Annotated in this window: 20 protein-coding genes; 7 read left to right on the top strand and 13 right to left on the bottom strand. The window is 71.4% G+C overall.

Annotated elements, in window-relative coordinates; translation table 11 throughout:
* Positions 1 to 58: 58 nt before the first annotated feature.
* From cysD to ACE3Q3_RS02050, 3 genes are read left to right on the top strand one after another with little or no spacing between them, the layout of a single operon-like run.
* Entirely contained in the window at positions 59 to 967 is a 909-nt protein-coding gene (gene cysD / locus ACE3Q3_RS02060) for a sulfate adenylyltransferase subunit CysD (RefSeq protein ID WP_374441024.1), read from the top strand.
* A gap of 14 nt (positions 968 to 981) precedes the next feature.
* Positions 982 to 2868 carry a sulfate adenylyltransferase subunit CysN gene (gene cysN / locus ACE3Q3_RS02055; protein WP_374441113.1) on the top strand — a complete coding sequence of 629 codons (1887 nt, stop codon included), beginning with the start codon at positions 982 to 984 and terminating at the stop codon, positions 2866 to 2868.
* Between the two features lie 6 nt (positions 2869 to 2874).
* Positions 2875 to 4641, top strand: a complete 1767-nt coding sequence (locus ACE3Q3_RS02050; protein ID WP_374441022.1) for a methyltransferase domain-containing protein — start codon at positions 2875 to 2877, stop codon at positions 4639 to 4641.
* 10 nt (positions 4642 to 4651) lie between these two features.
* Here ACE3Q3_RS02050 and ACE3Q3_RS02045 read toward each other — a convergent pair whose 3' ends face one another.
* Genes ACE3Q3_RS02045 through ACE3Q3_RS02020 form a run of 6 tightly spaced genes read right to left on the bottom strand, consistent with a single transcriptional unit; the run spans position 4652 to position 11439 of the window.
* Positions 4652 to 5641 (bottom strand): hypothetical protein, encoded by a 990-nt coding sequence (locus tag ACE3Q3_RS02045; protein WP_374441020.1) that lies wholly within the window; start codon positions 5639 to 5641, stop codon positions 4652 to 4654.
* A gap of 26 nt (positions 5642 to 5667) precedes the next feature.
* A complete protein-coding gene (locus ACE3Q3_RS02040) occupies positions 5668 to 6282 on the bottom strand; it encodes a class I SAM-dependent methyltransferase (protein WP_374441017.1) in 615 nt (204 codons plus the stop codon).
* Complete coding sequence (locus ACE3Q3_RS02035; protein ID WP_374441015.1) at positions 6279 to 7382, bottom strand: hypothetical protein; 1104 nt, start codon at positions 7380 to 7382, stop codon at positions 6279 to 6281. Before ACE3Q3_RS02035 ends, ACE3Q3_RS02040 begins: the two co-directional genes overlap by 4 nt.
* Positions 7383 to 7410: 28 nt before the next feature.
* A complete protein-coding gene (locus ACE3Q3_RS02030; RefSeq protein WP_374441012.1) occupies positions 7411 to 8400 on the bottom strand; it encodes a beta-1,6-N-acetylglucosaminyltransferase in 990 nt (329 codons plus the stop codon).
* Complete coding sequence (locus ACE3Q3_RS02025; protein ID WP_374441010.1) at positions 8397 to 10913, bottom strand: glycosyltransferase; 2517 nt, start codon at positions 10911 to 10913, stop codon at positions 8397 to 8399. Before ACE3Q3_RS02025 ends, ACE3Q3_RS02030 begins: the two co-directional genes overlap by 4 nt.
* 4 nt (positions 10914 to 10917) lie before the next feature.
* Positions 10918 to 11439 (bottom strand): hypothetical protein, encoded by a 522-nt coding sequence (locus ACE3Q3_RS02020; RefSeq protein WP_374441007.1) that lies wholly within the window; start codon positions 11437 to 11439, stop codon positions 10918 to 10920.
* A gap of 399 nt (positions 11440 to 11838) precedes the next feature.
* Between ACE3Q3_RS02020 and ACE3Q3_RS02015 the strand changes: the two genes are divergently transcribed.
* Complete coding sequence (locus ACE3Q3_RS02015) at positions 11839 to 13176, top strand: glycosyltransferase family 4 protein (protein ID WP_374441005.1); 1338 nt, start codon at positions 11839 to 11841, stop codon at positions 13174 to 13176.
* Here ACE3Q3_RS02015 and ACE3Q3_RS02010 read toward each other — a convergent pair.
* Genes ACE3Q3_RS02010 through ACE3Q3_RS01990 form a run of 5 tightly spaced genes read right to left on the bottom strand, consistent with a single transcriptional unit; the run spans position 13157 to position 20519 of the window.
* Positions 13157 to 13990: a hypothetical protein gene (locus ACE3Q3_RS02010; protein WP_374441002.1), complete on the bottom strand. Its 834-nt coding sequence runs from the start codon at positions 13988 to 13990 to the stop codon at positions 13157 to 13159. The genes ACE3Q3_RS02015 and ACE3Q3_RS02010 overlap by 20 nt on opposite strands.
* Positions 13991 to 13995: 5 nt before the next feature.
* A complete protein-coding gene (locus ACE3Q3_RS02005) occupies positions 13996 to 15342 on the bottom strand; it encodes an HlyD family type I secretion periplasmic adaptor subunit (RefSeq protein WP_374440999.1) in 1347 nt (448 codons plus the stop codon).
* Positions 15339 to 17069, bottom strand: a complete 1731-nt coding sequence (locus tag ACE3Q3_RS02000; protein WP_374440996.1) for a type I secretion system permease/ATPase — start codon at positions 17067 to 17069, stop codon at positions 15339 to 15341. Before ACE3Q3_RS02000 ends, ACE3Q3_RS02005 begins: the two co-directional genes overlap by 4 nt.
* Positions 17069 to 19531 (bottom strand): glycosyltransferase, encoded by a 2463-nt coding sequence (locus ACE3Q3_RS01995; RefSeq protein WP_374440993.1) that lies wholly within the window; start codon positions 19529 to 19531, stop codon positions 17069 to 17071. Before ACE3Q3_RS01995 ends, ACE3Q3_RS02000 begins: the two co-directional genes overlap by 1 nt.
* A 22-nt stretch (positions 19532 to 19553) precedes the next feature.
* Positions 19554 to 20519: a calcium-binding protein gene (locus tag ACE3Q3_RS01990; RefSeq protein ID WP_374440990.1), complete on the bottom strand. Its 966-nt coding sequence runs from the start codon at positions 20517 to 20519 to the stop codon at positions 19554 to 19556.
* 463 nt (positions 20520 to 20982) lie between these two features.
* On the opposite strand from ACE3Q3_RS01990, the gene ACE3Q3_RS01985 reads away from it, so the two are divergent.
* Complete coding sequence (locus ACE3Q3_RS01985; RefSeq protein ID WP_374440987.1) at positions 20983 to 21912, top strand: hypothetical protein; 930 nt, start codon at positions 20983 to 20985, stop codon at positions 21910 to 21912.
* A 68-nt stretch (positions 21913 to 21980) separates the two neighbouring features.
* Complete coding sequence (locus ACE3Q3_RS01980) at positions 21981 to 24101, top strand: Bcr/CflA family efflux MFS transporter (protein WP_374440984.1); 2121 nt, start codon at positions 21981 to 21983, stop codon at positions 24099 to 24101.
* Positions 24102 to 24123: 22 nt separating this feature from the next.
* On the opposite strand, the gene ACE3Q3_RS01975 is transcribed toward ACE3Q3_RS01980, so the two are convergent.
* Positions 24124 to 24879 (bottom strand): cupin domain-containing protein, encoded by a 756-nt coding sequence (locus ACE3Q3_RS01975; protein WP_374440982.1) that lies wholly within the window; start codon positions 24877 to 24879, stop codon positions 24124 to 24126.
* Positions 24880 to 25020: 141 nt separating this feature from the next.
* On the opposite strand from ACE3Q3_RS01975, the gene ybaK reads away from it, so the two are divergent.
* Positions 25021 to 25494: a Cys-tRNA(Pro) deacylase gene (ybaK, locus tag ACE3Q3_RS01970; RefSeq protein WP_374440979.1), complete on the top strand. Its 474-nt coding sequence runs from the start codon at positions 25021 to 25023 to the stop codon at positions 25492 to 25494.
* Positions 25495 to 25520: 26 nt separating this feature from the next.
* Here the strand turns inward: ybaK and ACE3Q3_RS01965 are convergent, their stop codons facing one another.
* Complete coding sequence (locus ACE3Q3_RS01965; protein WP_374440977.1) at positions 25521 to 26051, bottom strand: hypothetical protein; 531 nt, start codon at positions 26049 to 26051, stop codon at positions 25521 to 25523.
* Positions 26052 to 26113 lie beyond the last annotated feature (62 nt).

The raw sequence follows: 26113 nt of genomic DNA, 5'->3' as shown, positions 1-26113 counted from the left end.
CGGCTTCCACGCGCCCGGTTGCAGGCGCGCCGGAGCCGGGCCGAACGGGGTTTCACCAGTGAGCAGCCAGCGCCGATCGCACCTCCAGCGTCTCGAGGACGAGAGCATCCACATCATGCGCGAGGTCGCGGCCGAGTTCCGCAACCCCGTCATGCTCTATTCGATCGGCAAGGATTCGTCGGTGATGCTGCACTTGGCGATGAAGGCCTTCTTCCCGGCGAAGCCGCCCTTCCCGCTGCTGCATGTCGACACGACCTGGAAGTTCCGGGAAATGATCCGCTTCCGCGACGAGACGGTGGCGCGGCTCGGCATGCGGCTCATCGTCCACACCAATCCGGAGGGGCTGGCACGCAACGTCAACCCCTTCGAGCACGGCTCGTCCTACTACACCCACGTCATGAAGACCGAGGCGCTGAAGCAGGCGCTGACCCAGCACGGCTTCGACGCCGCCTTCGGCGGTGCGCGGCGGGACGAGGAGGCGAGCCGGGCCAAGGAGCGCATCTTCTCGTTCCGCTCGGCGGCCCACGGCTGGGACCCCAAGAACCAGCGCCCCGAACTCTGGCACCTCTACAACACCCGCATCGCGCCCGGCGAATCGATCCGCGTGTTCCCCCTGTCCAACTGGACCGAGCTCGACATCTGGGAATACATCCAGGCCGAGGGCATTCCGATCGTGCCGCTCTATTTCGCGGCCGAGCGCCCGGTGGTCGAGCGCGACGGCATGCTCATCATGGCCGACGACGAGCGCCTGCCGCTCGGCCCGGGGCAGCGGCCCGAACCCCGCCTCGTCCGCTTCCGCACGCTCGGCTGCTATCCGCTCACGGCGGCGACGGAATCGTCCGCCGCCTCCCTCGAGGAGATCGTGCGCGAGATCATGGAGGCGCGGCGGTCCGAGCGCTCGGGCCGTCTCATCGACCATGACGAGCAGGCCTCCATGGAACGCAAGAAGCGCGAGGGCTACTTCTGATGACCGCCCTGTCGATGACCGAATCCGCGGCCGCCGTCACCGCCGCCGGCGAACCGGCGGGGCGCGGCCTGCTCCGCTTCCTCACCTGCGGCTCGGTCGACGACGGCAAGTCGACCCTGATCGGCCGCCTGCTCTACGAGACCCAGGTGGTCTTCGAGGACCATATCGACGCCGTCACCCGGGCGAGCCGCCGCCACGGCACCACCGGCGAGGACGTCGACCTGGCGCTCCTCGTCGACGGGCTGGAGGCGGAGCGCGAGCAGGGCATCACCATCGACGTCGCCTACCGCTACTTCGCCACCGCACGGCGCAAGTTCATCGTCGCCGACACCCCGGGGCACGAGCAGTACACCCGCAACATGGCGACCGGCGCCTCGACCGCCGACCTCGCGGTGCTGCTGGTCGACGCCCGCAAGGGCGTGCTGACCCAGACCAAGCGTCATGCCTACATCGCCCAGCTTCTCGGCATCCGCCACGTCGTGCTGGCGGTCAACAAGATCGACCTCGTCGATTTCGACGCGGCCCGCTTCGCCGAGATCGTCGACGATTTCCGCCGTTTCGCCGCAGGCTGGACGTTCGCGACCAGCGTCGCCATCCCGCTTTCCGCCCGCTACGGCGACAACCTGATCGCGCCCAGCCGGCGCACGCCCTGGTACGACGGCCCGCCCCTGCTCGACCACCTCGAAACGGTGGCGATCGACGAGGATCGCGGCGGCGAGCCGTTCCGCCTGCCGATCCAGTGGGTCAACCGCCCGAACCTCGATTTCCGCGGCCTCTCGGGGACGATCGCCGGCGGCCGGGTGCGGGTCGGCGACCCGGTCGTGGTGACCGCCTCCGGCCAGGGCACGACGGTCGCCCGGATCGTCACCGCCGACGGCGACCTCGCGGCGGCCGAGGCCGGCCAGGCGGTGACCCTCACCTTCGCCGAGGAGATCGACGCCTCGCGCGGCGATGTCCTGACCCAGCCCGACGCGCGGCCGGAATTCGCCGACCAGTTCGCCGCCCATGTCGTGTGGATGCACGAGACGCCGCTGTTTCCGGGCCGCCCCTATCTCCTCAAGGCCGGTACCCGCACGGTCACCGCGACCGTGTCGGAGATCAAGCACCGGGTCGACGTCAACACGCTGAGCCACCTCGCGGCCAAGGAACTGCATCTCAACGAGATCGGCTTCTGCAACGTCTCGCTGTCGGCGCCGATCGCGTTCGATCCCTATGCCGCCAACCGCGAAACCGGCGGCTTCATCCTCATCGACCGGCTGACCAACGCCACCGTCGGCGCCGGAATGATCGAGTTCGGACTGCGGCGCGCCACCAACATCCACTGGCAGGCCCTCGACGTCGACAAGGCCTCGCGCTCGGCGCTCAAGGGCCAGAAGCCGGCGATCCTCTGGTTCACCGGCCTCTCCGGCGCCGGCAAGTCCACGATCGCGAACCTCGTCGAGAAGAAGCTGCTGGCCGACGGCCGCCACACCTACCTGCTCGACGGCGACAATGTCCGCCACGGCCTCAACCGCGACCTCGGCTTCACCGAGGCCGACCGGATCGAGAACATCCGCCGCGTCGCCGAGACCGCCAAGCTCTTCGTCGACGCCGGCCTGATCGTGCTCGTCTCCTTCATCTCCCCGTTCCGCTCCGAGCGGCGGATGGCGCGCGACCTCGTGGAGCCCGGCGAGTTCATCGAGATCTTCGTCGACACCTCGATCGACGAATGCCGCCGGCGCGACCCCAAGGGCCTCTATGCCAAGGCGGACCGCGGCCAGATCAAGAACTTCACCGGCATCGACAGCCCCTACGAGCCGCCGGAAAACGCGGAGATGCGGATCGACACCACCAGCGATTCGCCGGAGGTACTGGCGACCCGCATCGTCGACGAACTGCGCCGCCGGGCGATCGTCGGATAGCCGGCCATGCCGGACCGGCCGCGCCTGGCGGTCGTGGTGCTGGGCATGCACCGCTCCGGCACCTCGGCCCTGGCCGGCGCGCTCGGCGCCCTCGGACTGGCCGAACCGGCCGACCCGATGGCGGCGCAGCCTGACAATCCGCGGGGCTTCCACGAATCGGCCGGCATCGCCGATCTCAACGACCGGATCCTCGCCGCGCTCGGGCTCGCCTGGGACCAGCCCGCCCTGCTGTCCGAGGCCGACGGCGACAGGATTGCCCGGCGCTACGCCGACGATGCCGACGCGGCGCTGCGCCGGGCCTTCGGCGACGCGCAGGCGATCCTGCTCAAGGACCCGCGGCTCTGTCTGCTCCTGCCCCTCTGGGCGGCGGCACTCCACCGGCTGGGCTTCGCGCCGCGCGCGGTGCTGGCCTACCGCAACCCGCTCGACGTCGCCGCCTCGCTGGCCGCGCGCAACGGCATCGAACCGCCACGCGCCTTCCGGCTCTGGCTCGCCCACGTCCTGGGTGCGCTCGAGACCGAGCGCACCGGCCGGCTGCACGGCGTCGTCGACTACGACATGCTGCTGGCCGCCCCGGCCGCGATCCTTGCCGCAACTGCCGAGGCGGTCGGCCTGGAGATGCACCCGGCGGCAACCGGCACCCTCCACCTCGCCGACCGCCACCACCATGCCGGCCAGGCGGCGCTGGCGGATGCGACCGAGGTCCCGCCGGCGCTCGCAACCTGCTGGAGCCTGCTGCGGCGCTGGCGTTCGCTCGGCCATGACGAACGGATCGCCGCGCTCGACGCGATGGCACCAGATCGCGAAGCGCTCTGGTGGCGAAAGCCGTCCGGATCGGCGCCGCCCGACGCGGATGCGGCGCCCGCATCTGCTAGCCTGCCGGCGAGGCCACCGGGGACGGCGCTGATGGGTAGGAACTGGGATGGTGTCTGGGTCCGGCGTGCCCGCAGCATGGACGAGCACGCGCGCCAGGCCGAGGCGGACCGGCCCCTTCTTGATGCCCGAACGCGCTTCGCACAGCGCCTCCTGGAAGCGCCCGACCCGGTGCGTCTGCCCGCAATCTGCGTCGCCTGCGGCGGCGTCCAGTCCCTGACCGTCCGCGTCCGCCGCGGCGACAACGCCGCCCCCCAGGCGAACTGGCGCGAGAGCGCAAGCTGCGCCTGCGGGCTGAACAGCCGCGCCCGGTCCGCCCTGCACGCCCTGATGGCCGAAGGCGGCGTCGACCAGCGCTCGGCCGTCTACGCCACCGAGCAGGTGACGGCGTTCCACGGTCGGCTGGCGGCGCTCTGTCCGGGCACGATCGGCAGCGAGTTCCTGGCCGACGGCACGGCCCGCGGCGCCGTCAATGCGCGCGGCATCCGCCACGAGGACCTGACCTGCCTCACCCTGCCGACCGCGACCCTCGATGCCGTGATCTCGCTGGACGTGCTGGAGCACGTCCCCGACTACCGGGCGGCCCTCGGGGAAATCCGCCGGGTCCTGCGCCCGGGCGGCCATGCGATCATGACCTTCCCGTTCCGCATCGACCTCGCGACCACGCTCGTCCGCGCGCGCATCGGCGCGGATGGCGGCATCGTCCATGTCGAGCCGCCGGAGTACCACGGCGACCCGGTCCGGCCGGAGGGCGGCACCCTCTGCTACTACCATTTCGGCTGGAGCGTCCTCGACGACTTGCGGGCGGCCGGCTTCGGCGACGCCTACGTCCTCTCGCTCCAGTCGACCGATTTCGGCTATCTCGGCTCCCGCCACCTGGTGATCGTCGGGCGGGCCTAGGGATGTCCCACTATCGCTGCGGCCTGCCGTAGGAATAGCCGTAGGAGCGCGGCACGCTGATATGGCGGTTGGCGCCGGGTGTCACCGGCCATTGCATGACGGCGCGGATGCGCGCCCCCGACCGCTCGGCGGCGCCCAGCATGTCGCGCACCGTCCCGGGCTCGCCGTAATAGGTCTCCTGGATCAGGAACCGCGGCTCGGCGATGCCGGCAGCCTTGGCTTCGGCCGCCGCCCGCGCCACCGCCTTCCCGGCGTCGCGATAGACGTCGAGCGCGATCTCGTCCGGCAACGGGCCGCCCGCGCGCAGCGCCTGGACGAGGCGGGCGACGCGGCCCGGTGCCGCCGCGACCGAGAACCCGTAGGAGCCGCCCGGACCGAACTCCGCCACGTAGTTCCGCCACATGCGGGTGACGTAGTCCGGGCAACTCTGGCAGGTCCGTCCTGCCAGTTCCACGCCGAGGTCGAACACCAGCCGCGGGGACTTGCCCTGGTGCAGCCGCCCGACCGTGCTGCGGACGACGGACCAGTTCTCGGCGAACTTCGCCTCGTCCCAATTCTTCCAGCGGTCGGGCGAGTTGCCGCCCATCGGCGCGAACCGCACCTGGACCTCGTCGTAGCCGTCGGCGGCGGCCCGCTCCAACAGCGTCGCGAGGTTGCGCAGCACCCGTTCGGGCAGCCGTCCGCCGTTGCTGGCGACGGTGAACCCGGCGCACTCCGCGCCGTTCGCATGGTGCATGTGCCAGACGACGAGCGCCATCTTGCGCTGGCCGCCGGCGCGCATCCGGCGGAGATCCTCGTCGACCGTCCCCGCGGACCGGTCGTAGGCGCAGGCCGGCGGCACGAAGATCCCGGGGTCGCGCCACGCGCGGTCGCCGCGCAGCCGGCCGAGGTCCGGATCGACGATGACGTAGTTCGAGCCGCCGGTCTCTTCCTGCGCCGCCGCGCTCGGAAGTCCCGCCCCGGCGGCGATCAACGCTCCGAGCGCGCGGCCGAGGATCATCTGCGCTCGACGCACGGCCGAGGCCCCTATAGGCGGCGCAGCACGAACTGGCTGCCGAGAACCAGCCGAACGACGACCGGATTGGCGGCAACGAACTCATGCACTGCGCGGACGACCCCGTCGCCCCACCAATTGCCGAGGGCGTAGTCGTCGCCGGCGATGAAGCCTCCGGGCCGTACCTTGGGAAGGTAGAGGCGCAGATCGTCCCGGACGGCCTCGTAGGTATGGTCACCGTCGATGTAGACCCAGTCGAAATAGTCGTTCGGGAAGCGCCCGCTCGCCTCGGCCGACGTGCTGCGTTCGATGACCACGCTGCCGTCGGCGATCCGCCGGGCAAACTGCTGGCGGACGCCCTCGTGGATCGCGTCCATCTCCGCCTGCCCCCTGGCAACGGCGGTCCCGTACCAGCTCGCGCGGTACCGTGGGTCGTCGAACACCTTCCAGGGGTCGATGAGGTGGAGGCGCCGAGGATTCGCGACTTGCAGCAGCTGCTGGCTGAAGCCGCCCTTGTAGACGCCGATCTCTGCCCCGACGCCGCCGCGCGGCAGCAGGTCGAGCAGGAGCCGACGCTGCAGGTTGCCGTCCGTCAGGAGTTCGCCATAGGGCTGATCGGACTGCGGCTGCGGCAAGATCGCGTTCATTGTGCGGCTCCACCGGCCACCAGTGCGATCGGGGGACGACCGGCGTCCGGGACCGGAAACCGGGCGACCCGCTCGTTCGCCTGGGAACCGCGCAGCTCCAGTCGCTCCAGACCGTGCCGGGCGATGATCTCCTTGGGCATGATGCGCTCCCATTCCTCGATGAACTGCCGCAGGCCTTCGGCCGACAACTGCCGCGTCGTGCCGTCCGACCGTGAGATTCCCGTACCCTCCTGGGCGTCCTGCGACATCACCGCCGCCACCGCTTCCGGTGTCAGCCGGGCAACGCGGTCGGCGGCCACGCCGAGGTCGGTGAGCGCTCGCTGCGGCCGGGCCGCGACATCCTCGTACCAGACGAGAGCGGGACGCGCTCCGGCGGATACCAGAGCGTCATATGTCTGCACCCCCCACTTCAGCATGTGGGCCATGGTCGCTGGATCGTCGCCGAACGTCCGATGGCGCGACCTCGCCCAGGATTGCGGCTCGCGCAGCATGTAGGCGCAACGCGCCTCGGGAATGGTCGCCATCAGTTCGGTGGCGATGCCGTTGCACTGGCTGCGCAGCTTGACGAAGAGTTCGCGCCCGCAGACACGAGCCAGGGCCAGGGTCGTATGGCGCAGTAGATTGGCCACCCCGGGCTGCCCCATCAGGGCCCGGGCGTCGGCGCCCAGATTGGCGATCTGCGAGTAGACGTCGGGCTCCGAAGCGGGTCGCTGGTCGACCGCCTTGAGCAGCGCCGATACGAGCGTCGAACCGCAGCGCCCGATCGAGAACACGAAGGTCGGCTCGCATTCCGTGCCCTCGGTCAATTCCGAAAGGCGCTCGAACGGGATGGAGACGATGCCCTGCGCCTTCTCGTACTGCGCTTGGTAGAGGAAAGGCGCCGCCAGCGCCGCCGGGACATCGGTGACGAGCGTGCAGAGAAGCCGTTCCGTCTGCGCGTTGATGCAGTAGGGAACGATCTCCGGTCCGTTGGGCACGTAGTCGATGGTCGTAGTCCGGCCCAGTTCGAAGTCGCTCGGTGCCGAGACGCCAACCGGCGAGGGCTTGCGACGCTTGGCGATCTCGAAGATCCGGACCGGGCGTCTGTAGTCTTGCGCCATCTTCGACCTCGCGTGTGGGCCGTCCCGCTCAAGCGGGACTCATCGCTCGGAGGTGGTCGAGAATACGTGGGCACCGGTCGTACCGGACCTTGCGCGCAAAGAACGCATCGCTGTCCAGAACCTCCCCGATCATCGAATCGTCGATTTCGACGGGATCGCCATGGCGAAAGCGTCGATTGTCCGACGCGATCTCCTCCGGCCGGAAGCACGACGCGTGCGTCACCAGCGTCTGCAGGAACAACTCGTCGGGACAGAGATAGTTCTGGAGCCCCGCGACGAGTTCGGGCGTGTAGGGGTCCGCCAGGATGTCGGAGACGGCGTCGCGCTGGAGCATGTACCAGGCCCGGCCCCCGCGGATCGGACGGCTGCGCACGCTCTCCGTCCGCAGGCGTGCCTCAAGCGGAAACAGCCGACGGATCACCAGCCGCCGTGCCATCATGAGGTCGGTGACGTGGACCGAGCCGCGCAGGTTCCAGTTGAATACCGGGTTCCGCGACCGGTCGGCGAACACGCCGGCCACGGCCCGCTGCATCAAGGTCGGGATGCGATCGTAGAGGCGGATGTCGTCGCAGGTGGCGTCCATCGGAATGTCCTCGCCGAAGCGGGTCAGGTGATGGAGCGTCGGGCTCGCGGCCTCCCCGAAGAACGACAGATGGACGCGCTTTCCCGCCGCCTGCTGCGCCTGCAGATAGTCCGCGATCCGCTGCCGCGGGGCGAGCGGCAGGCACTCCCCCGACAGGTTCACGAGAAACCGCCAGTCGTCGGCGCAGTTCAGGGCGAACTGAAAGGCGTCGAGCCAACCGTAGACCTGCGAGATGCCACCCCAGTTCACCGGGGTTCCGTACCGAGCGTGGACGCGTATCCCGCTGCCCTCGAAGGCCGCCAGCAGCGAGCGCGGATCGAAGTTGCTGCCCGGGTCGATGTTGACCACGAACCGGTCGTCGGGCGACGCCAGCATCCGGATCAGTCGATCGACCTGCTCCGGGAGATGATGGACCTGGATCAGATAGAGAATCATTCGGCGATGGCCAGTCCTCGAAGAGCCTTCGGCTGCGAGACGCCCCCCTCCGACCAGACCGCCCCCAGCCGCCCCATCACCGCCGCCATCGAGAAGTTCTCCGCCGCGAAGTCGGCGGCGCTGGCACTGGCCTTCCGCCAGCGGGCGCCGTCCGTCAGCAGCGCCGTGATGCGCTTGGCCATGCCCTTGGGGTCGTCGGACACCTGCATCAGGTCGGCGCTGTCGCCGGAGAAGCCCTCGTAGGCGATGGCCGTGCCGACGCACGGCACGCCGTGCGCGAGGCTGAGCGCGACCTTGCCCTTGAGGCCGGCGCCGTAGCGCAACGGCGCCACCGTCAGGCGGGCACCGTCGAAGACCGGCTGCAACTCCTCGACGAAGCCGATGCAGCGCACGCCGCGGTGCCGTTCCAGGCTCCGCACGGCGTCCGGCATGTGGCTGCCGATGATGCCGAAGGTCTGGTCGGGACAGGCCTTGCGCACCAGGGGCCAGATCTCCTCGCAGAACCAGGCGACGGCATCGACGTTGGGGGCGTGGCGGAAGCCGCCGATGAAGTAGAGGCCGCTGCGCTCCTCGAACGGCGTCGCGGCCGGACGGCCCTCGACGACCCACGGCACGACGACGACATGGTCGATGCCCTCGCGCGCCAGCACCGCGCGCTCGACGTCGCTGTGGACGAGCACCACGTCGCTGGAGCGGATCGCCTGCAGTTCGCGGGCCTTGAAGGCCGCGATCTCGGCCGGCGTCCTGGCACCGGCGGCGCCGACCTCGCGCTCGCGCTCGTAGCGCAGATAGTGCAGGTCGGCGACGTTGTAGACGATGCGCGCCCGCGGCGCGAGCGCGCGGCAGATGCCGAGATGGCGGTCGGCGGTGTTGAAGCGGTGCAGGTAGATCAGGTCGAACTCGTCCGGCCGCTTCCGCAGCACCTCCTCGACCGACCAGAAATAGGGATGGTGGAGGAACTCGACCCCCATGTCCTGGAGCGCCGTCGACGGCTGGCCGAGGTGGGTCATGTTGTCGGCCGGCACGAAGGTGACCTTGCCGCCCAGGTTCTGCAGGCAGCGCATGTGGGTGACGGCGGCGTTGGAGCCCGCGTCCTCCTTCGGCGTCGGCGTCGTCTCGTCGATGAAGAGGGTGCGGAACCGCGCGCCGCGATCCTTCTCGCGCTCCGGCTGGACGCCGTTCAGGGCATGCCCTTCCAGCACCGACTTCCAGCGCGTGAAGAACTTGCGGCCGTTGACCACCTGGTAGCGCTTGGCGCCCTGGGTGAGGTCGGTGCCGGAGCTCACGCCCTCGAAATGGGTGACCTTGGAGCGCGGCTGGTAGAGCACCTTGTAGCCGGCCGCCCGCACCCGGAAGGCGAGGTCGGTGTCCTCGTAGTAGGCCGGGACGTAGAGCGTGTCGAAGCCGCCCAGCTCCAGGAAGAGGTCGCGCGGCAGCATCAGCGCCGCGCCCGAGATGTAGTCGGCCGGGCGCACATAGTTGAAGCGCGGCTCGTCCGGGTCCTGGCCGCGGCCGTAGTTCCAGCCGTCGCCGAGCCGCCAGATGATGCCGCCCGCCTCCTGCAGCTTGCCGTCGCCGAACAGCAGCTTCGAGCCGACCGCGCCCACCTTTTCGTGCTGCCGGAACGTGTCGAGCAGCGCGTCGATGGCGTCGGGGAAGAGCGCCGTGTCGTTGTTCAGCATGAAGACGTAGCGGCCGCGCGCCTCGCGGGCGCCGCGGTTGCAGTTGAGCACGAAGCCCTGGTTGCGCTCGTTCCGCAGGATCCGGCAGTTCTGCAGGATCATCGGCGCCAGCAGCGTCTCGTCCTTCGAGCAGTCGTCGACGACGATGATCTCGTAGGAGGCGCGCACGTTGGTGTCGAGGATCGACTTCACGCAGGCATAGGTGAAGTCGAACTTCTCGTAGACCGGGATGACGATCGAGACCTCGGGCTCCGCGAAGTGCGGCGCCTCCAGGATCGGGAAGCGCGACAGCACGCCCTCGACGACGCGGTCGAAGCCGAGCCCGTCCAGCGACGGCGGCGGCTCCCGGCGGGCGGCGGCCTGCGCCTCGAGGGCGCGGCGCAGCTCCTGGTAGGTCGAGACGCAGGCCGACATCAGCATCGGCAGGTAGGCGGACGCCCAGCGCGCCCGGTCCCGCGCGTCCTCGTGCTGGCGCAGGAACCAGGGCAGCTTGGAGATCAGGAGGTCGCGGGCGGCGGCGAGATTCTCCTCCTCGGTCGCGATCGAGACGGCCGCCAGTTCCTCGCCCGTCGCCGGGTCGACGATCCGGAAGTCGACGACGGGCTCGGCCAGCAGATGGCCGGGCAGGTTGACGTGGAAGGCATGGTCGCCCTCCCCCAGCCCCGCCTCGCGCAGGTCGTCGCGCACCATGTCGGCGACGAAGGTGACGACATGTCCCGGCCCGTCGTAGAGCGAGAGGGCGACGTGCCGGTCCGGGCGATCGGGATCGAACGCCCAGCCCGCGATGCTCTGTCGATCGGCGCGTTCGACGAGGACGCTGGGACGGCTCATCGGCTCAATCGGCCTCGTAGGCGAGCGCGACGGCATGGACGCCGATCGACAGGGCGCGCTCGTCGCTGCTGTCGCTCGCCAGCTTCGGCACCTGCACTTCCGCCGGCACCAGGCTGATCCGCGCCTGCTTGCCGGGGCAGAGTTCGCGGGGGATGGCGATCCGCACCACCGTGCGCTCGCGCAGCATCACGGCCTCGACGAAGCTCCCCTCCACGAAGACGGCCATGCGCTGCGGCGACGGACCGGCGAGGCCGACCGGGAAGCAGTCGATCTCCAGCACGAGATCGCGCATCAGTACCGGAAGCTCGAAGACGAACTCGCCCATCGCCCCGTCGATCCAGACGAAGCCGCCGTCGTCGACGTCGCACCAGCCGCGCGCGAACACCTCCGGCAGCGGCTCGCCGCGGTGCAGCCGCAGCACCGTCCCGAGACGGTAGGGCGCCCCGGCCTCCGGATGGCCGGCGAACCCCCCGCGAAATCCATCCGGAGCCCGCTGTGCGCGGGCCCTCTGAGCATCCTTGGCCATCAGCATCTTCACACCGTTCGAGTTGAGGAACCCGATCCCCCGAGCATCTGCTCCCGATCCCGACGGCCCTGCATGGGAGCCGCCTCGTCCCTGCCGGCTCGGAGTATAGGCAGCCGGGATTCCGGATGCCGGACATGCCGGTCCCAAGTTGACGGCAGTATTTGGCCGGCATCGGGACCGGTGCGGCGACTCCCCGTCAGTTTGGATCGAACCGGCCGGGACCCCGCCGGCCGCCATCGCGAACCCGGCATGGCCGGCGCCGCTTTGGCACCAGAACGCCCGCGAAACCGCCGACGATCATCATCGACCCTTCCGATACGAACCGGATTGCAGGTGGGTGGCCGAGCGACCCGCCCTAGACTCGCCCCGGTCGGCAACCAGCAGCGGAGCGGCCTCGCCGTGCGGGTTCTTCATCTCGTCCACAACCACCCGAGCCTGCATCCCGGCGGCACGGAGATTTTCGCCCACGAGCTGTTCCAGGAGCTGCGCCGCGATCCCGCTGCCGCGCATCTCTTCGTCGCCGCGGTCGACGACCTGCACCGCCGGCCCCATCCCGGCACCCGCTTCCAGTCGGCCGGCGCCGGAGCGGACGAACTGCTCCTCTGGGCCGGCCACTTCGACCGCTTCCAGCTCAACCAGACCGACACCGAGGGCACGCTCTTCGAGCTGGGCGAGATGGCGGAGAGCTTCCGGCCGGACGTCGTCCACTTCCACCACCTGCTGCGGGTCGGTGCCAACGCGGTGCCGTTCCTGCGTCGCGTCTGCCCAGAGGCCCGCTTCGTCCTGACGCTGCACGACTACTACCCGCTCTGCCATCGCGACGGGGTGCTCCTCCGCCATCCCGGCAACGAGCGCTGCCAGGGCCCGAGCCCGAACGCCTGCAACGGCTGCTTCCCCGACATCGCACCGTCCCGCTTCCGCGTCCGCGACGTGATGCTGAAGGCCCACCTCACGGGCTTCGACCGGATCGTCGCCCCGAGCCGGTTCCTGATCGATCGCTACCGCGCATGGGGCCTGCCCGAGGACCGCATGACGCTGATCGGCAACGGCCGGCAATGGCCGGCGCCGGCGCCGGCCAGGGCCGGCACCGGTCCGCGCAACCGCTTCGCCGTGCTCGGCAACCTCAGCCCCTACAAGGGTTCTCCCGTGGTCCTCGCTGCCGCCCGGCAGCTCGCCGACCAGGGCGTCGGCTTCACGCTCGACCTGCACGGCCAGCCGCTCTACCAGCCGGATGCCTTCGTCGCCGGGATCGAGGAGGAGGTGCGGGCGCTCGGATCGCGGGCCCGCCTGCACGGCGGCTACCGGCCCGAGGACGTCGCCGCGATCCTGGCCGGCGTCGACTGGGTGGTGGTGCCGTCGATCTGGTGGGAGAACGCCCCGCTGGTGATCGAGGAGGCGTTCCACCATGGCCGGCCGGTCATCTGTTCCGACATCGGCGGCATGGCCGAGCGCGTGCGCGACGGCGTCGACGGGCTGCATTTCCGCGCCGGCGATGCCCGGGCGCTCGCCGACACGATGATGCAGGCCGCCGGCGAGCCCGGCCTGTGGCACCGCCTGGCGGGGGCGATCCGGCCGCCGCGCGGCATCGCCCAGGCAGCGGCCGACCATGTCGCGCTCTACCGCGACCTGCTCGACCAGCGCGTCACCGTCGCGGCGGACGCCGCGCCGGCGAAGCCGCGGCGGGCGGCGGTGCCTCGGACCCGGGGATCGGAGGCGGTCAGCCCAGCACGGGCCTGAGCAGCGCCTGGAACGCGCCCGGCGCCAGCGCCGCCAGGATGGCGAGGCCGGACGCCAAGACCGCGAAGATCGACAGCGCCAGCGCGATCGCGCCGCTGCCGCGCGACGGTTCGGGGGCGGACGCCAGCTTGCGCAGGCTGGCATCGATGCGCACCAGGAAGGCATCGACGTCGGCGAACGACTTCTCGACGGCCTCGACCCGGCCGGCGAGGGCCTGCGTCTCCTCGCGGACGGCCAGCGCCGCCCCTTCGATCGCCTTCCGCCGCTCCGCCTCGGCCGTGCCGGAACGCTGCTCCATCTCGCGCTCGACGGCCGCCAGCCGCTCCTGGATCAGGGTCTGCTCGCGCCCGAACGCGGCCACCCGCGTCGCCAGGCGCTCCATGCCCGACCGCACCGCCTGAGTCAGTTCCTGGAGCTCGGCCATGCCGGGATCGGCCGGCGGCGGCGCCAGGGGGCCGCCGGGCCGGAGCAGCGGAATCCGCGTGCCGCGGAAGAACACCCCGATGGCGGCGGCCGGCGCGTCGCGCGCCTCCGGCGGCAGGGCGAAGACGAAGGCGTGCCGCCCGTCCCCCATGCCGGCCGTCATCAGGTCCTCGCGATAGCGGTCGGCCGTCACCGTGCCGACATGCCGGTCGCCGAGGAAGAGGTCGATCTCGGTGCGCGCCCCCGGCGCCGCCTCGTCGCGCGCCCAGCCGCGCACGAAGCCGTTCTCGATGCTGTCGACATGCCCGGCATAGCGCGCCGGCAGCACATGCACGTTGTCGCGCGGCGCTTCGGCCGTCGTTCCCTCGGCCCTGACGGCGGTTTCCGCCATTCGCCTCACTCCTCCCTGAAGGTGCGTCGCAAGCCGTTGGTGATGGGCGACAGCAGATAGTCGAGCGCGGTGCGACGGCCGGTCAGGATGAAGGCGTCGACCGGCATTCCCGGATAGAGCTCGACGCCCGAGAGCCGGGAGAGCTCGTCGGCATCGACGCGGATGCGCGCCACGTAGTAGCCGTCGCCGGTGCGCGGGTCGGTCAGGAGATCGGCCGAGACGTTGACCACGGTGCCCGCCACCTGCGGCACCACCCGGCGCTTGTACGACACGAGCGCCACGTCGGCGCGCTGGCCGCTGCGCACGGAATCGATGTCGGTCGGACGGACATGGGCGTCGACCACCAGCAGGTCCTCCTGGGGGACGATGTCCAGGATCGGCTCGCCGCCCTTGATGACCCCGCCCGGCGTGAAGACCTGGACCGCGACCACCGTGCCGTCCTGCGGCGCCAGCACCTTCAAGCGCCGGAGGAGGTCGGCCGCGGCGATGAGCTGCTCGGAGAGGCTGGCCAGGTCCTTCTGGGTCGCCTCGATCTGGGTCACGATGTCGTTCCGGCGGGTGTTGCGGAGGTCGATCATCTCGAGCTCGGTCTGCCCGATGGTCTGGCGCGCCGCGGCCATGCCGCTCTGCAGGCGCCCGCGCTGCCCGACCAGTTCGGCGTTCGCCCGCTGCAGCGCCAGCAGCCGCGGCCGCCGCTCCAGCCCGCGCTGCACCAGCTCGTTGATCCCCTTCATCTCCTCGTTGATGAAGCCGATCTGCTGGCTGGTGGCCCGCTCCTGCGACTGCATGGCCTGGATCTCCTCGCGGAGCTGCCCGACCTTGCGCTCGAGGATCGAGATCTGGCCGCGATGGGCCTCCCGCCTGGCAGCGAAGAGGTTGCGCTGGCCGGCGACGATCTCCGCCACCTCCGGTTCGGCGATGCGCCGGGCGAGTTCGGTCGGGACCGGCATCTCCTCGGCGTCGGCCAGTTCGGCTTGCAGGCGCGCCAGCCGCGCCTGGGCCAGCCGGTGCTGGCTCTGGACGATCGCGTGGCTGGCGCGCGCCTGCGTCTCGTCCATCTCGACCAGCAGTTGGCCGGCGCGGACCTGGTCGCCCTCGCGCACCAGGATGCGCTTGATGATGCCGGGCTCGAGGAGCTGCACGGTCTTGCGATGGCTCTCCACCCGGACCGTCCCGGGCGCGACGGCGGCGCTGTCGAGTTCGGCCACCGCGGCCCAGCCCCCGAAGCCGCCGAAGGAGACCAGCACCGCCACCAGCGCGACCATGGCCGGACCGCCGACGCGCGGGCGCGTCGCCGCGGGCAGGACGACCGCCCGGCCCGGCGGCAAGGGAAGCGCGGGCAGCCGGGTCACCGCGCCGCCCCCGCCAGCGCCACCGGGCCGTGGCGCGCGATCCCGGGCAGCGGCTCGGTGACGGCGTCGGCCACCCGGACCGCCACGCCGTCGCGCAGTTCGAGAATGCGATCGGCGACCGACAGCAGCGTGTTGCGGTGGGAGATCACGATGACGATGGCCCCCGCCGACCGGGCCCACCGGACGGCCGCCAGCAGGGCGTCGGTCCCGGCCTGGTCGAGATTGGCGTCCGGCTCGTCGAGCACGAGCAGACGCGGCTCGCCGAAGAGCGCGCGGGCGAGGCCGATGCGCTGGCGCTGGCCGCCGGTCAGGAGAAAGCCCGGATCGGTGATCTCGGTGTCGTAGCCGTGCGGCAGCCGCCCGATCAGCCCGTGGACGTCGGCGCGGCGGGCGGCGGCGACGATCGCCTCCGCCGGCGCGTCCTCCAGCCGCGCGATGTTCTCCGCGATCGTCCCGTCGAAGAGGCCGACCTGCTGCGGCAGGTAGCCGCTGACGCGACCGAAGGCGGCACGGTCCCAGTGGTGGACGTCCTGCCCGTCGAGGCGCACGGCGCCGCTGGTCGGCTTCCAGACGCCGGTGATCAGGCGCGCCAGCGTCGACTTGCCGGCGCCCGACGGCCCCATGATCGCCAGCACCTCGCCCGGCTCGACCGTCAGGCTGACGCCGCGCAGGGTCGGCCGCGAGGCGCCGGGCGGGACGTAGACGAGGCGGTCGATCTCGAGCGGGCCCTCGGGCCGGGCGAGGCCGATCGCCGAGCGGACCGCGCGCTGCTCGACCTCGATCTCGCGCAGCCGGCGCAGGGCCGCCCAGGCCGACAGCCACTGCCGCCAGCCCTCGATCAGCGATTCGTACGGGCCGAGCGCCCGCCCGAGGATGATCATCGCGGCGAACAGCGTGCCCGGACCGACGGCGCGATCGATGATGAGGGCGGCGCCGGTCGCGATCAGCAGCACCTGGAGCGACAGCCGCAGCATCCGGGACAGGGCGGCGATCGCCTCCGACCGCAGATGGCCGCGGCGCGCCAGGATCGCCGCCTCGCCATTGGCCTGGCGCCAGCGCACCAGGATGCGGTCGATCAGGCCCATCGCCTCGACGATCTCGGCGTTGCGCAGGGCCGAACCGATATGCTGGTGCGCCTTCACCGAGGCATCGCTCGAGGAGACGAGGCTGCGGTGCGACACCACCTCGTTGACGATGCCGAGCACGGTCAGCAGGGCGGCGCCGCCGATGCCGATCACCCCGTAGGCGGGGTGCATGAGGAAGAGGACGACGAAGAAGAGCGGCGTCCACAGCATCTCCATCGCCGTCGGCAGCGAGCGGCCGGCGAAGAAGCCGCGCACCTCGTTGGCGTCGCGCAGCGTCTGCGTCGAGCCGCCGCCGTCGCGAAGCGCCCGCGCCACGGTGGCCGGGATCGCCACCTCGCCCAGACGCTCGCCGAGCCACTCGCCGAGGCGCTGATGGACGAGGCTGCGGGCGAGCTGCAGCACCGCCGCCGCGGCGAGCGCGCCGATCACCACCACGGTCAGCCAGAACAGCGTCGGCAGGCTGCGGCTCGACAGGACGCGGTCGTAGACCTGCATCATGTAGATGGGCACGACCAGCATCGCCAGGGTCAGGAACAGGCTGATGGCGAACGAAATCACCAGCGCCGGCGCGCAGCGCGACAGCGTGCCGACCAAGCCGAGCGGATAGCCGTCGGCGGCGGTCGCGTCCCGACGCGCGGCCATCACGCGACCAGCGGTACGGCGGCCGGGCCGGGTTCGGGCGGCGCGGCGGCGGGGCGCCGCCGCCAGTCGCCCTGGCGCGGCAGTCCCCAGCGCGTCGGATCGTCCATCAGTCGCGCCATCCGCTCGCCCCAGCGGCGGCCGTGCAGCCAGCGATTGTGGCGGGAGGCGAGGCCGCGCTGGTAGCCGGCGTGCTGCTGGATCGAGTGTCGTTCGAGATGGTAGAGCACCGCCTCCGGCGCGTACCACAGGCGCAGCCCGAGCTCGCGGAGCCGCAGGCAGAGGTCGGAATCCTCGTAGTCCCCGATGACGTAGTCGGTCGAGAAGCCACCGAGGCGGGCGAAGGTCTCGGCCGCCAGCATCAGGCAGGCGCCGGTGATCCCGGGCACCTCGCGCGGCTGCACGGCGCCCGGCGCGCCGCGCGGCATCCCCTTGAGGAAATGCCGGTTCAGCCACTGCCCGTCGGCGCCGCGATCGTAATAGAGTCCGGCGTGCTGGATGGTGTCGTCGGGAAAGAGCAGCAGCGGTCCCGCCGCACCGATGCCCGGCAGCAGGCTGCGGCGCAGCGCCGACAGCCAGCCGGGCCGCTGCGGCAGCACGTCGGAATTGCACGGCACCAGCCAGCGGCCCCGTGCCGCCCGCGCCCCGGCATTGACCGCCCCCGCGTAGCCGAGGTTGCGCCGGTTGACGACCAGCGTCACCGGCAGCCCGTAGACGAGGTCGAGCCCGTGCAGGGCCCGCCGCAGGTCCTCCTGCTGCTCGGGCGAGTCGAGGACCAGGACCAGTTCGGACCGCGCCATGTCCGGGTCGGCCGCGAAGGCGGCGAATTGCGCGGGCAGCAGTTCCAGGCTGCGGTAGAGCGGGACGACGATCGACCAGTCGACCGCGCCGCGGCACGGTCCGAGCTGGTCGACGGTGGGCGCTCCCGCCTCGTCCGCGAGGTCGCGGACGGCATCCGCCAGCGCCGGCGCCAGGCAGCGTTCCAGCAGCACATCGTCGGCAGCCCCCGCCGGAACCGCACCGAGCAGTTCCTGCCGCACCCGTTCGGGGTCGGCCAGCACCGGCGCGGCGGGCAGCTCCACCAGTGCGCCGCTGGCGAGCCGGGCGCGCAGCCGCACCGGGGCATCCGGCATGACCGGCTGCAGGGCGGGGAAGTGCGCCACGAAGCCGTCGCCGGCGAGCCGCCGGCCGTCGGCGCCCGAGCGGGCGAAGGCGCAGGTTCCCGGCGCGATCGCCCGCGTCTCGTCGAAGGCCGAGACGAGTTCCAGCTCGGCGACGACCTCCTGCGGGTCGTGCAGCCAGCCACGCACGAAGAGCCCGCCATCCGCGGAGGCGACGGCGAGGTCGATCTCGCCCGACAGGCTGCGCCCGGCGGCACTCGCCGGCAGCGCGTCGGGAACCAGCGCCAGCGATTCGCGCAGGAGCGCCCGCAGGCCGTGGCTGGCCCGCAGGTAGGGACGCAGGCAGCGCAGCAGGTAGTGCCGCGCGGCCGGCGCCTCGTCCGGCCGCTCCTGGAGATGCCGATGGAGGCCGGTCGCCGGGACGACCGCATCGGGCTCCAGGACGAAGAGCGTCGGCCGACCGAAACCGATCATCAGCACCAGGACGCGGCCTGGACCGAGCCCCTCGGCGCGGTCGACGACGAGCTGCAGGCGGCCGCCGGCGCCGCCCCGCTCGCCGCGGGGCTGGGGCAGGAACGGGTTGCGGCGGACGCCGCGCGAGCCGATCAGCAGGACGCCGCGGACGTCGCCCGGATCGGCCGGGCTCTGACCGACGCAATAGTGCAGCCGGCCACCGAGCGAGAGCGCCTCGCTCCAGCCGGCCGGGCGGCCGGCGACGCCGAGCGCCAGGGCACGGCAGAGGGCGGCGAAGGACGGATCCTCGTGGAGCTTGAGGAAGGTGCCGCCGGTCTCCGCCAGCACCCGGAGCGCGCGGTGGCGGACGATGTCCGGCAGGCGCGGCAGGATCGGACCGGCCGCCGGGACCAGCGGCTCGATCGGCGCCGCCGGCGCTGCCACCAGCAGCGCTGCGTCGGCCGCCCGGATTTCGATGGCGGGAGCGGTCGCACCGGGGGATAGCCCGCCCGGCACCCGGCCGAGCACCAGCAGGTGCCAGCCCTGCTCGGGATCGCCGACGATCGAGAAGACCAGCGGTTCGGGAACCGGTTCGCCGCCCCAGCGCATCTTGGCATCGGCCATCGCGACCGGTTCGGGCAGGGGCGCCCAGAGCAGGGCCACGTCGCCCAGCGCCGCGAACAGGCGCGGGCGCGGCAGGAGCGCCGTCGCACGGGAGGGCATTGCGACGGGCTCCGCCTCGCCAGCGTCGGCCGCAAGGCGCCTGCGCCAGCGCAGGACCGTGCGCTCGCTGACGCCGAGTTCGCGACCGACCTCCGAGGGATGGCGGCCGGACCGGCAGGCGTCGACCGCCTGCCGGATCTCGGCCTCGCTGAATCGCGTGGTGAACATGCGGGGCTGCCGCCCTGCCCGCCTAGACGATCACCACCACGCTGTCGATGCGCGCCTTCAAGTCCGCCTCGCTGAGATTGAGGAGCGTGACCGACGCGCCGTCTCCGAGGTTGATGACGGCATTGCCCAGGCTGTCGCTGGTGATGAGGGACAGCAGGTCGGACGGGTTGCTGATCTCCAGGCCGTTGATGCCGCCCTGGATCTGCAGCACGTCGCCGGTGGCGAAGTCGACGATCACGTCGGCGCCGCCGTTGCTGTTGACGACGAAAACGTCATCGCCTTCGCCGCCCGACAGCGAATCGTTGCCACGATCGCCCGACAGCACGTCGTTGCCGGCGCCGCCTTCGACGACGTCGTCGCCCTGGCCGCCGAATGCGGTGTCGGCGCCGTCGCCGCCGGCGATGGTGTCGTTGCCGGTCGCGCCCAGCACCACGTCGTCGCCGAGGTCGCCGGACACCGAATCGTCGCCCTGGCCGCCGAGCGCGATGTCGTCGCCCTGGCCGCCATGGACGGTGTCGTCGCCCTGGCCGCCGCTGACGACGTCGTTGCCCTGGTTGCCGTTGACGTCGTCGTTGCCCTGGTTGCCGTCGACGAAATCGGTCCCCGACCCGCCCAGCGCGTAGTCGTTGCCGGAGCCGCCGAGGACGATGTCGCCGCCGTCGCCGCCATAGGCCGAATCGTCGCCGCTGCCGGCCTCGACGATGTCGTTGCCGTCACCGGCGAAGAGGTTGTCGTCGCCGGCGCCGCTGGCGAGGAAATTGTCGCCGCCGTTGGCGACGAAGATGTTGTCCTCGCTGCCGCCGATGATGGCGCCGTCGCCGTCGCCGACGAGGAAGACGTAAGGGCTCGAGACCGGCTCGAAGCCGCCCTCGGTGGGCTCGAAGTCGGACTCCGAAAGCCCCTGCTGACTGAGAAGTGCGTCGATCGCGGCAAGAGCGGCCGGGTCCAGCCCACCCTGATCGAAGATGCCACCGGGAATTGTAGCCACGGCCCCCTCGCAGAGATGCGGTTCACTGAGGGGGCATTAGAGGGAGGGCCTCGGCGGGGCTCCAGCGGGAACGGCACCGATTGGCGGGGCTATTTGTGCCCGTACTCGTGCCAGTCGCTACCGACATCGGGAACTATATCATAACGCTTTGTAATGACGGCGCTTTCCGGTTCGCGGAGCGCCGATTCGAACGCACCAGAGCGGTTCAATTGGTGCGCCGCACAATGGCGATGGCGGCGGCGTCGCACATTGCAACGGGCGGTGACCGCGGCCCGGCCCCGTTCGCAGAGCGGAAATGCGGATTGCGAATCCGCGGCCCGAAAGTGCCGGGCGCAATTCGACCACTCCACTCCAAGGTATTGATTTTTCTGGATTCTTGACGTGGCACCGCCGGTTCCGGCCGCGGTCTCCCGGTTGCAATCCCCTCGGGCACGCCCCCTCGGGATCGCAAGGAATTCGGGTCATGACCAGCCAGCTCACCGGTGCCGACGTCCTCCTCTACAAGGCTGGCTACCATTGGCAGACGGAGACGCTGACCTGGGCCATGGTCCCCGACCTCGCGCCGTATGCCGCCGAGATCCGCGCCGCCATCGCGCGCTGGGACGACGCCAGCGACCTCGATCTCGTCGAGGTCGGGCCGTCGCAGTTCGACGATGCCGACATCAAGTTCATCGTCGCCACGCGCGCCGGCTACGAGGGCTACTCCTATCTCCTCGTCGACGATGTCGACGAGACGCGCATCACCGACGCCGTCGTCGAACTGCCGAAGACGCTGGACGCCGACCGGGTCGACTATGTCGTGACGCACGAACTGGGGCATGCGCTCGGCCTGAAGCACCCGACCCGCCTGGACTTCACCCCGGCCTCGCAGGGCCCGCATGCCCCGGCCGAGATGGTGACGGCGAAGACCACGGTGATGGGCTATTTCGACCACCGAGACGGCGCCCTCGGCGAGTGGGACGTCCAGGCCCTGAACGCGCTCTACGGGCCGGAGCGCGACAAGGCGGTCGCCGACGAGATCCATGGCGGCGACGCCCAGAACCAGATCCTCGGCGGGCCGGGGGACGACGTGATCTTCGGCAATGCCGGCGACGACCGGCTCTTCGGCGGCCGCGACGACGACTTCCTCTATGGCGGCCGCGGCAACGACCTCTTGTCGGGAGACCTCGGCGACGACGAGCTGTGGGGCGACGCCGGCGACGACCTGATGACCGGCGGCGCCGGGCGCGACGTCTTCCATGTCGGCATGGGGGACGACATCATCACCGACTTCGAGGCGACGGTGGACCGGATCGTCGCCTCGGGCGCCTACGAGATCGTCCGCGACGGCGGCGATTCGCTGCTGATCGGCGACGGCTGGTCGGTCCGGGTGCAGGACGCCGATCTCGCCTGAACCGGCAGCGCCGGACTGCATCGGCGCGCTGGCACTCGCGGGCCGGGCGATCTAGCATCGCCCGGCCCATGGACCGTCCCCGACGGCTGCCGCCGCTCTGGCTCCTGATCGCGGCCACCGGGGTCGGCGCAGCCAGCCTCCACATCATCCTGCCGTCGCTGCCGCGGATCGCGACGGAGTTCGCCAGCGACTACGGTTCGGCCCAGCTCGCGCTCACCGTCTATCTCGCCGCCATGGCGCCGGCGCAGCTTCTCTATGGCCCCCTCTCCGACCGCTACGGGCGCCGGCCGCTGCTCCTGCTCGGGCTGTCGGGCTATCTCTTCGGAACCATGCTCTGCGTCTACGCATGGTCGCTCGAGGTGCTGCTCGCGGGGCGCGCCATCCAGGCGTTCGGCGGCTGCGCCGGCATGGTCCTCGCGCGGGCCATCGTGCGCGACGTCCATGACCGCGAGCGGTCGGCCGGCCTCATCGCCCACATCACCATGGCGATGTCGCTGGCGCCGATGTTCGCGCCCGCCCTCGGCGGCTGGCTGGAAGTGTGGGTCGGCTGGCGGGTCGGCTTCCTTCTCCTCGGCGCCGCCGGTGCGACCACGCTCGTCGCCGCGTGGTTCCGCCTCAACGAGACCCTGCCGGCGCCGGTGCCGATCGCGCCGCGGGCGATGGTCCGGCACTACGGCCTGCTGATCCGCTCGCGCCCATTCGTCGGCTACACCCTCGGCACCGCGCTCGCCACCGCGTCCTGGTACGCCTTCACCGCCGGCGCGCCATACCTCCTCGTCGAGGCGCTGGGCGAAAGCCCCGGCGCCTACGGCACCTGGATCCTGCTCGCCATGGGCGGATACACGGTCGGCAACCTGATCGCGTCGCGGCGCTCGCAGCATCTCGGCGTCGACCGGATGCTGATCGTCGGCTCGGCCATCGGCATCGCCGCCACCCTGTGGCTCGTCCTCTGGGTCGGCCTCGGCGGCCTCACCGCCCTTGCCCTCTTCGTGCCGGTCATGCTCCTGACCTTCGGGCAGGGCATGACGCAGCCCAACGGCATCGCCGGGGCGATCAGCGTCCACCCGCACATCGCCGGCGCCGCCTCCGGCCTCCTCGGCTTCGTCCAGATGGTGGTAAGCGCGCTGGCGACGCTCTTCCTGGCGGCGATCCAGGCGCCGGTCGCCTGGCCGACCGTCGGCGTGCTCGCCGTCTGCGTCGTCCTGTCGACGCTCGCCTTCCTCTGTGCGATCCTGCCCGAGCGCCGCCCCGCGGTCGCCAAAGCCGCTCCTCCCGCCCCGACGCGCGCCCGTGCGCGGGCCGAACCCCAGGCCGAACCCATGCCCGAACCGTCCGCCATCTGGTCCGGCCTGACGCCGGACGAGCTCGAATACCAGTACAATCCGCAGCGCGCCGTCCCGCACTTCAAGGACTACCAGGCCGAGCGCGAGCCGGCGAACGCGCGGGCCCGCGCCAAGCTCGAGTGCCACCGCGACATCGCCTATGCCGAGGGGCCGCTGCGGGACCTCGACATCTACCCGGTGCCGGGCGCGACCGGTACCGCCGTCCACATCTTCGTCCACGGCGGCTACTGGCGGGCCCAGGACAAGGCCAACTTCGCCTTCGTCGCCGAACATCTGGTCGCGCACGGCATCGCCACCGTGGTCGTCAACTACCCGCTGTGTCCGGCGGTCACGCTCGACGGCGTCGTCGCGTCGGCGCTGGACGCCGTCGCCTGGACCGCGCGCAACGCCCGCAGCTTCGGCGGCGACCCGCGCCGGATCACGCTCTCGGGCCATTCGGCCGGCGCCCATCTCGGCGCCGCCGCCATCGCCGCCGACTGGACCCTCCGCGACCTGCCGCGCGATCTGCTGCAGGGCGCGGTGCTCATCAGCGGGATCTACGATCCCGCTCCGGCCATGCGGACCACGGTCAACGCCGACCTCAAGCTGACGCCCGCCATCGCGAGGCGGCACAATTACGAGCTGGCGACCCCGCACGTCCGCTGCCCGGTGGAGATCATGGCGGGCGGCCAGGAACCCTCGCACTGGATCGACCAGTCGTTCCGCTACGCCCACCACCTCGGCGCGAACGGAATGGGGCCGGGCGTCCGCGTCTCGCCCGGCTTCCACCATTTCGACATCATGAACCAGTACCAGGACCCGGACAGCGACGTGCTGCGCGCCATCCTGCGCCTGGCCCGGCGCTGAACCCGCGCCAGCGCCCCCCGGGTCAGGCCGCCGGCTTCTCGATGAAGATCGCGTAGATCTTGCGCAGCCCCTGGCGGACCTCGAAGTCGCCGACCATGCCGCGGGCGACGAAGAACGTGTCGCCGGGGCCGTAGCTCTCGGCCGTGCCGTCGGCGCCGCGCACCGTCACGCCGCCGTCGAGCACGTGCATCAGCTCGTAGCGCGGAAACGGCACCGGGCGGCGGTGGTAGGGGGTGGTCTCCCAGACGCCGATGGTGAACTGCCCCGTCGCGTCGATGAAGGCCGCCTTGCCCTGCTGGCTCGGCACCGGCCCGAACAGCGTGTCGGCCGCCGGCGGCGTCGACGGGGCCAGCGCCGCGGCCGGATCGATCCGGAGCGGGGGGACCGTGGCCGGCGCCGGCGCGTCGGCCGGTCCGTCGAAGATGACGAAGTACTTGCGCACCCGCCCCGGCTGGCGCCAGCGCACGCGCAGCCCCTTCGGCAGGTAGAACGCCTCCCCGGCGCGGACCGTCACGGCCTCGCCCGCCTCGGGCTCGATCGTGACCTCGCCCTCCAGCAGCAGCATCAGCTCGTTGTTGCCGTGCGGCCCCATCCGGCCGACGAACGGCGTGCAGTCCCAGACCCCGGCCGAGAGCCCGAGACGCTCGTCCTGGAAGAAGTAGCGGCCGCGCTGCCGCCCCTCGCCGCTTTCCAGCGCCTCGGCCGGCAGGGCCCCCCAGTCCTCGAGCCCGGCCCCGCCGGGGCCCTCCGGATGGAAGCGGATGGAAGCGGTCGACATGCGGTCAGCCTCGTCGGATTGCATCGTCACGGATACGCCCATATCACAATCGCCCGGGTTCGGCCGCCTCCCCGCGCGATCCGGCTGCCATCGCTATCGCGCTCCCCTCGTTCCGCCACATCCGCACCAGGGACCACCTACATGTCGAGGACCACGCGCGCCACCCAGTTCCTGCAGCGGGCGGGCATCGCCTTCACCGTCGCCACCTACGACTACGATCCCGGCGCCGAGCGGGTCGGCCTGCAGGCGGCCGAGGCGATGGGCGAGGAGCCGGGGCGGGTCCTGAAGACCCTGATGGCCGAGGTCGACGGCCGGCCCGTCTGCGTCGTCGTGCCGTCGGACCGCGAGGTGTCGATGAAACGCCTCGCCGCCGCCTTCGGCGGCAAGGCGGCGCAGATGATGCGGCCGGCCGACGCCGAGCGCCTGACGGGGTACCATGTCGGCGGCATCAGCCCGTTCGGCCAGAAGAAGCGCGTGCCGACCGCCATCGAGGCGACCACGCTCGCCCTGCCCTACGTCTTCATGAACGGCGGCCAGCGCGGCCTGCAGGTGCGGTTGGCGCCGGACGATGCGCGCCGGGCGCTCGACGCGGTCGCCGCCGCCCTCGTCGCCTGACCGCAGGCGGTCAGGCGGTCGGGCAGTCAGGCGCGGATGGGGCGGATCGCCGGCGGCCGCACCGCCCGGACTGCGCGCCAGCCCAGCGCCGCGAACACGGCCAGCGCCACCACCTGGGCGATGCTGAAGGCCGGCTCCGACCCGGTCGGGGCCAGCCGGTTCAGCGCCGGCACCTTGAGGAAGGCCTGGGCAATGGCGACGAAGACGAGGAGATAGAGGTTGAGCGCCGCACCGGCCGCATAGATGCGGTGCCACGCGCCGTCGAGACGGAAAACATGCAGGGCCGCCACCGTCGGCGCCAGCGTCGCCAGGGCCAGGATGCCGACGCCGTGCGACGGCAGGAAGCCGTTGAAGGGGAAGAGAAAGCCGGTGGCCGACGTCGCCACGGCGGTCCACACGAAGAGACCGGTCCAGGTCCGCGCCACCTGTCCGCGCAGCAGGCCGGGCAGCAGCACGAAGCCGGCGACGATGGCGATCAGGCTGATCGCGGTATGCACCGTGGTCAGGGTCGAAAGGTCGATCATGTCGGCGAGCCCCCACTTGCCAGGAACCGCCATCCTAGTCCTCGGCGCCGGCCCGGCGATGGACGATTCGATCCACGGGGCCGGTTTTCCGCAAA

It is taken from the genome of Allostella sp. (genome assembly GCF_041913585.1).
Classification (GTDB): Bacteria; Pseudomonadota; Alphaproteobacteria; order ATCC43930; family Allostellaceae; genus Allostella.
The sequence above is the reverse complement of the archived record's forward strand: the minus strand, read 5'-3'. Positions and strand labels throughout refer to the sequence as shown.

Excerpts from the sequence above, each read along its gene's own strand:
- ACE3Q3_RS02010 (WP_374441002.1), bottom strand. The coding sequence starts at position 13,990 with ATGGCGGAAACCGCCGTCAGGGCCGAGGGAACGACGGCCGAAGCGCCG.
- ybaK (WP_374440979.1), top strand. The coding sequence starts at position 25,021 with ATGTCGAGGACCACGCGCGCCACCCAGTTCCTGCAGCGGGCGGGCATC.
- ACE3Q3_RS01985 (WP_374440987.1), top strand. The coding sequence starts at position 20,983 with ATGACCAGCCAGCTCACCGGTGCCGACGTCCTCCTCTACAAGGCTGGC.
- ACE3Q3_RS01980 (WP_374440984.1), top strand. The coding sequence starts at position 21,981 with ATGGACCGTCCCCGACGGCTGCCGCCGCTCTGGCTCCTGATCGCGGCC.
- ACE3Q3_RS01995 (WP_374440993.1), bottom strand. The coding sequence starts at position 19,531 with ATGTTCACCACGCGATTCAGCGAGGCCGAGATCCGGCAGGCGGTCGAC.
- ACE3Q3_RS02050 (WP_374441022.1), top strand. The coding sequence starts at position 2,875 with ATGCCGGACCGGCCGCGCCTGGCGGTCGTGGTGCTGGGCATGCACCGC.
- ACE3Q3_RS01975 (WP_374440982.1), bottom strand. The coding sequence starts at position 24,879 with ATGTCGACCGCTTCCATCCGCTTCCATCCGGAGGGCCCCGGCGGGGCC.
- ACE3Q3_RS02045 (WP_374441020.1), bottom strand. The coding sequence starts at position 5,641 with ATGATCCTCGGCCGCGCGCTCGGAGCGTTGATCGCCGCCGGGGCGGGA.
- cysN (WP_374441113.1), top strand. The coding sequence starts at position 982 with ATGACCGAATCCGCGGCCGCCGTCACCGCCGCCGGCGAACCGGCGGGG.
- ACE3Q3_RS02025 (WP_374441010.1), bottom strand. The coding sequence starts at position 10,913 with ATGAGCCGTCCCAGCGTCCTCGTCGAACGCGCCGATCGACAGAGCATC.
- ACE3Q3_RS02030 (WP_374441012.1), bottom strand. The coding sequence starts at position 8,400 with ATGATTCTCTATCTGATCCAGGTCCATCATCTCCCGGAGCAGGTCGAT.
- ACE3Q3_RS02040 (WP_374441017.1), bottom strand. The coding sequence starts at position 6,282 with ATGAACGCGATCTTGCCGCAGCCGCAGTCCGATCAGCCCTATGGCGAA.
- ACE3Q3_RS01965 (WP_374440977.1), bottom strand. The coding sequence starts at position 26,051 with ATGGCGGTTCCTGGCAAGTGGGGGCTCGCCGACATGATCGACCTTTCG.
- ACE3Q3_RS02000 (WP_374440996.1), bottom strand. The coding sequence starts at position 17,069 with ATGGCCGCGCGTCGGGACGCGACCGCCGCCGACGGCTATCCGCTCGGC.
- ACE3Q3_RS02020 (WP_374441007.1), bottom strand. The coding sequence starts at position 11,439 with ATGGCCAAGGATGCTCAGAGGGCCCGCGCACAGCGGGCTCCGGATGGA.
- ACE3Q3_RS02035 (WP_374441015.1), bottom strand. The coding sequence starts at position 7,382 with ATGGCGCAAGACTACAGACGCCCGGTCCGGATCTTCGAGATCGCCAAG.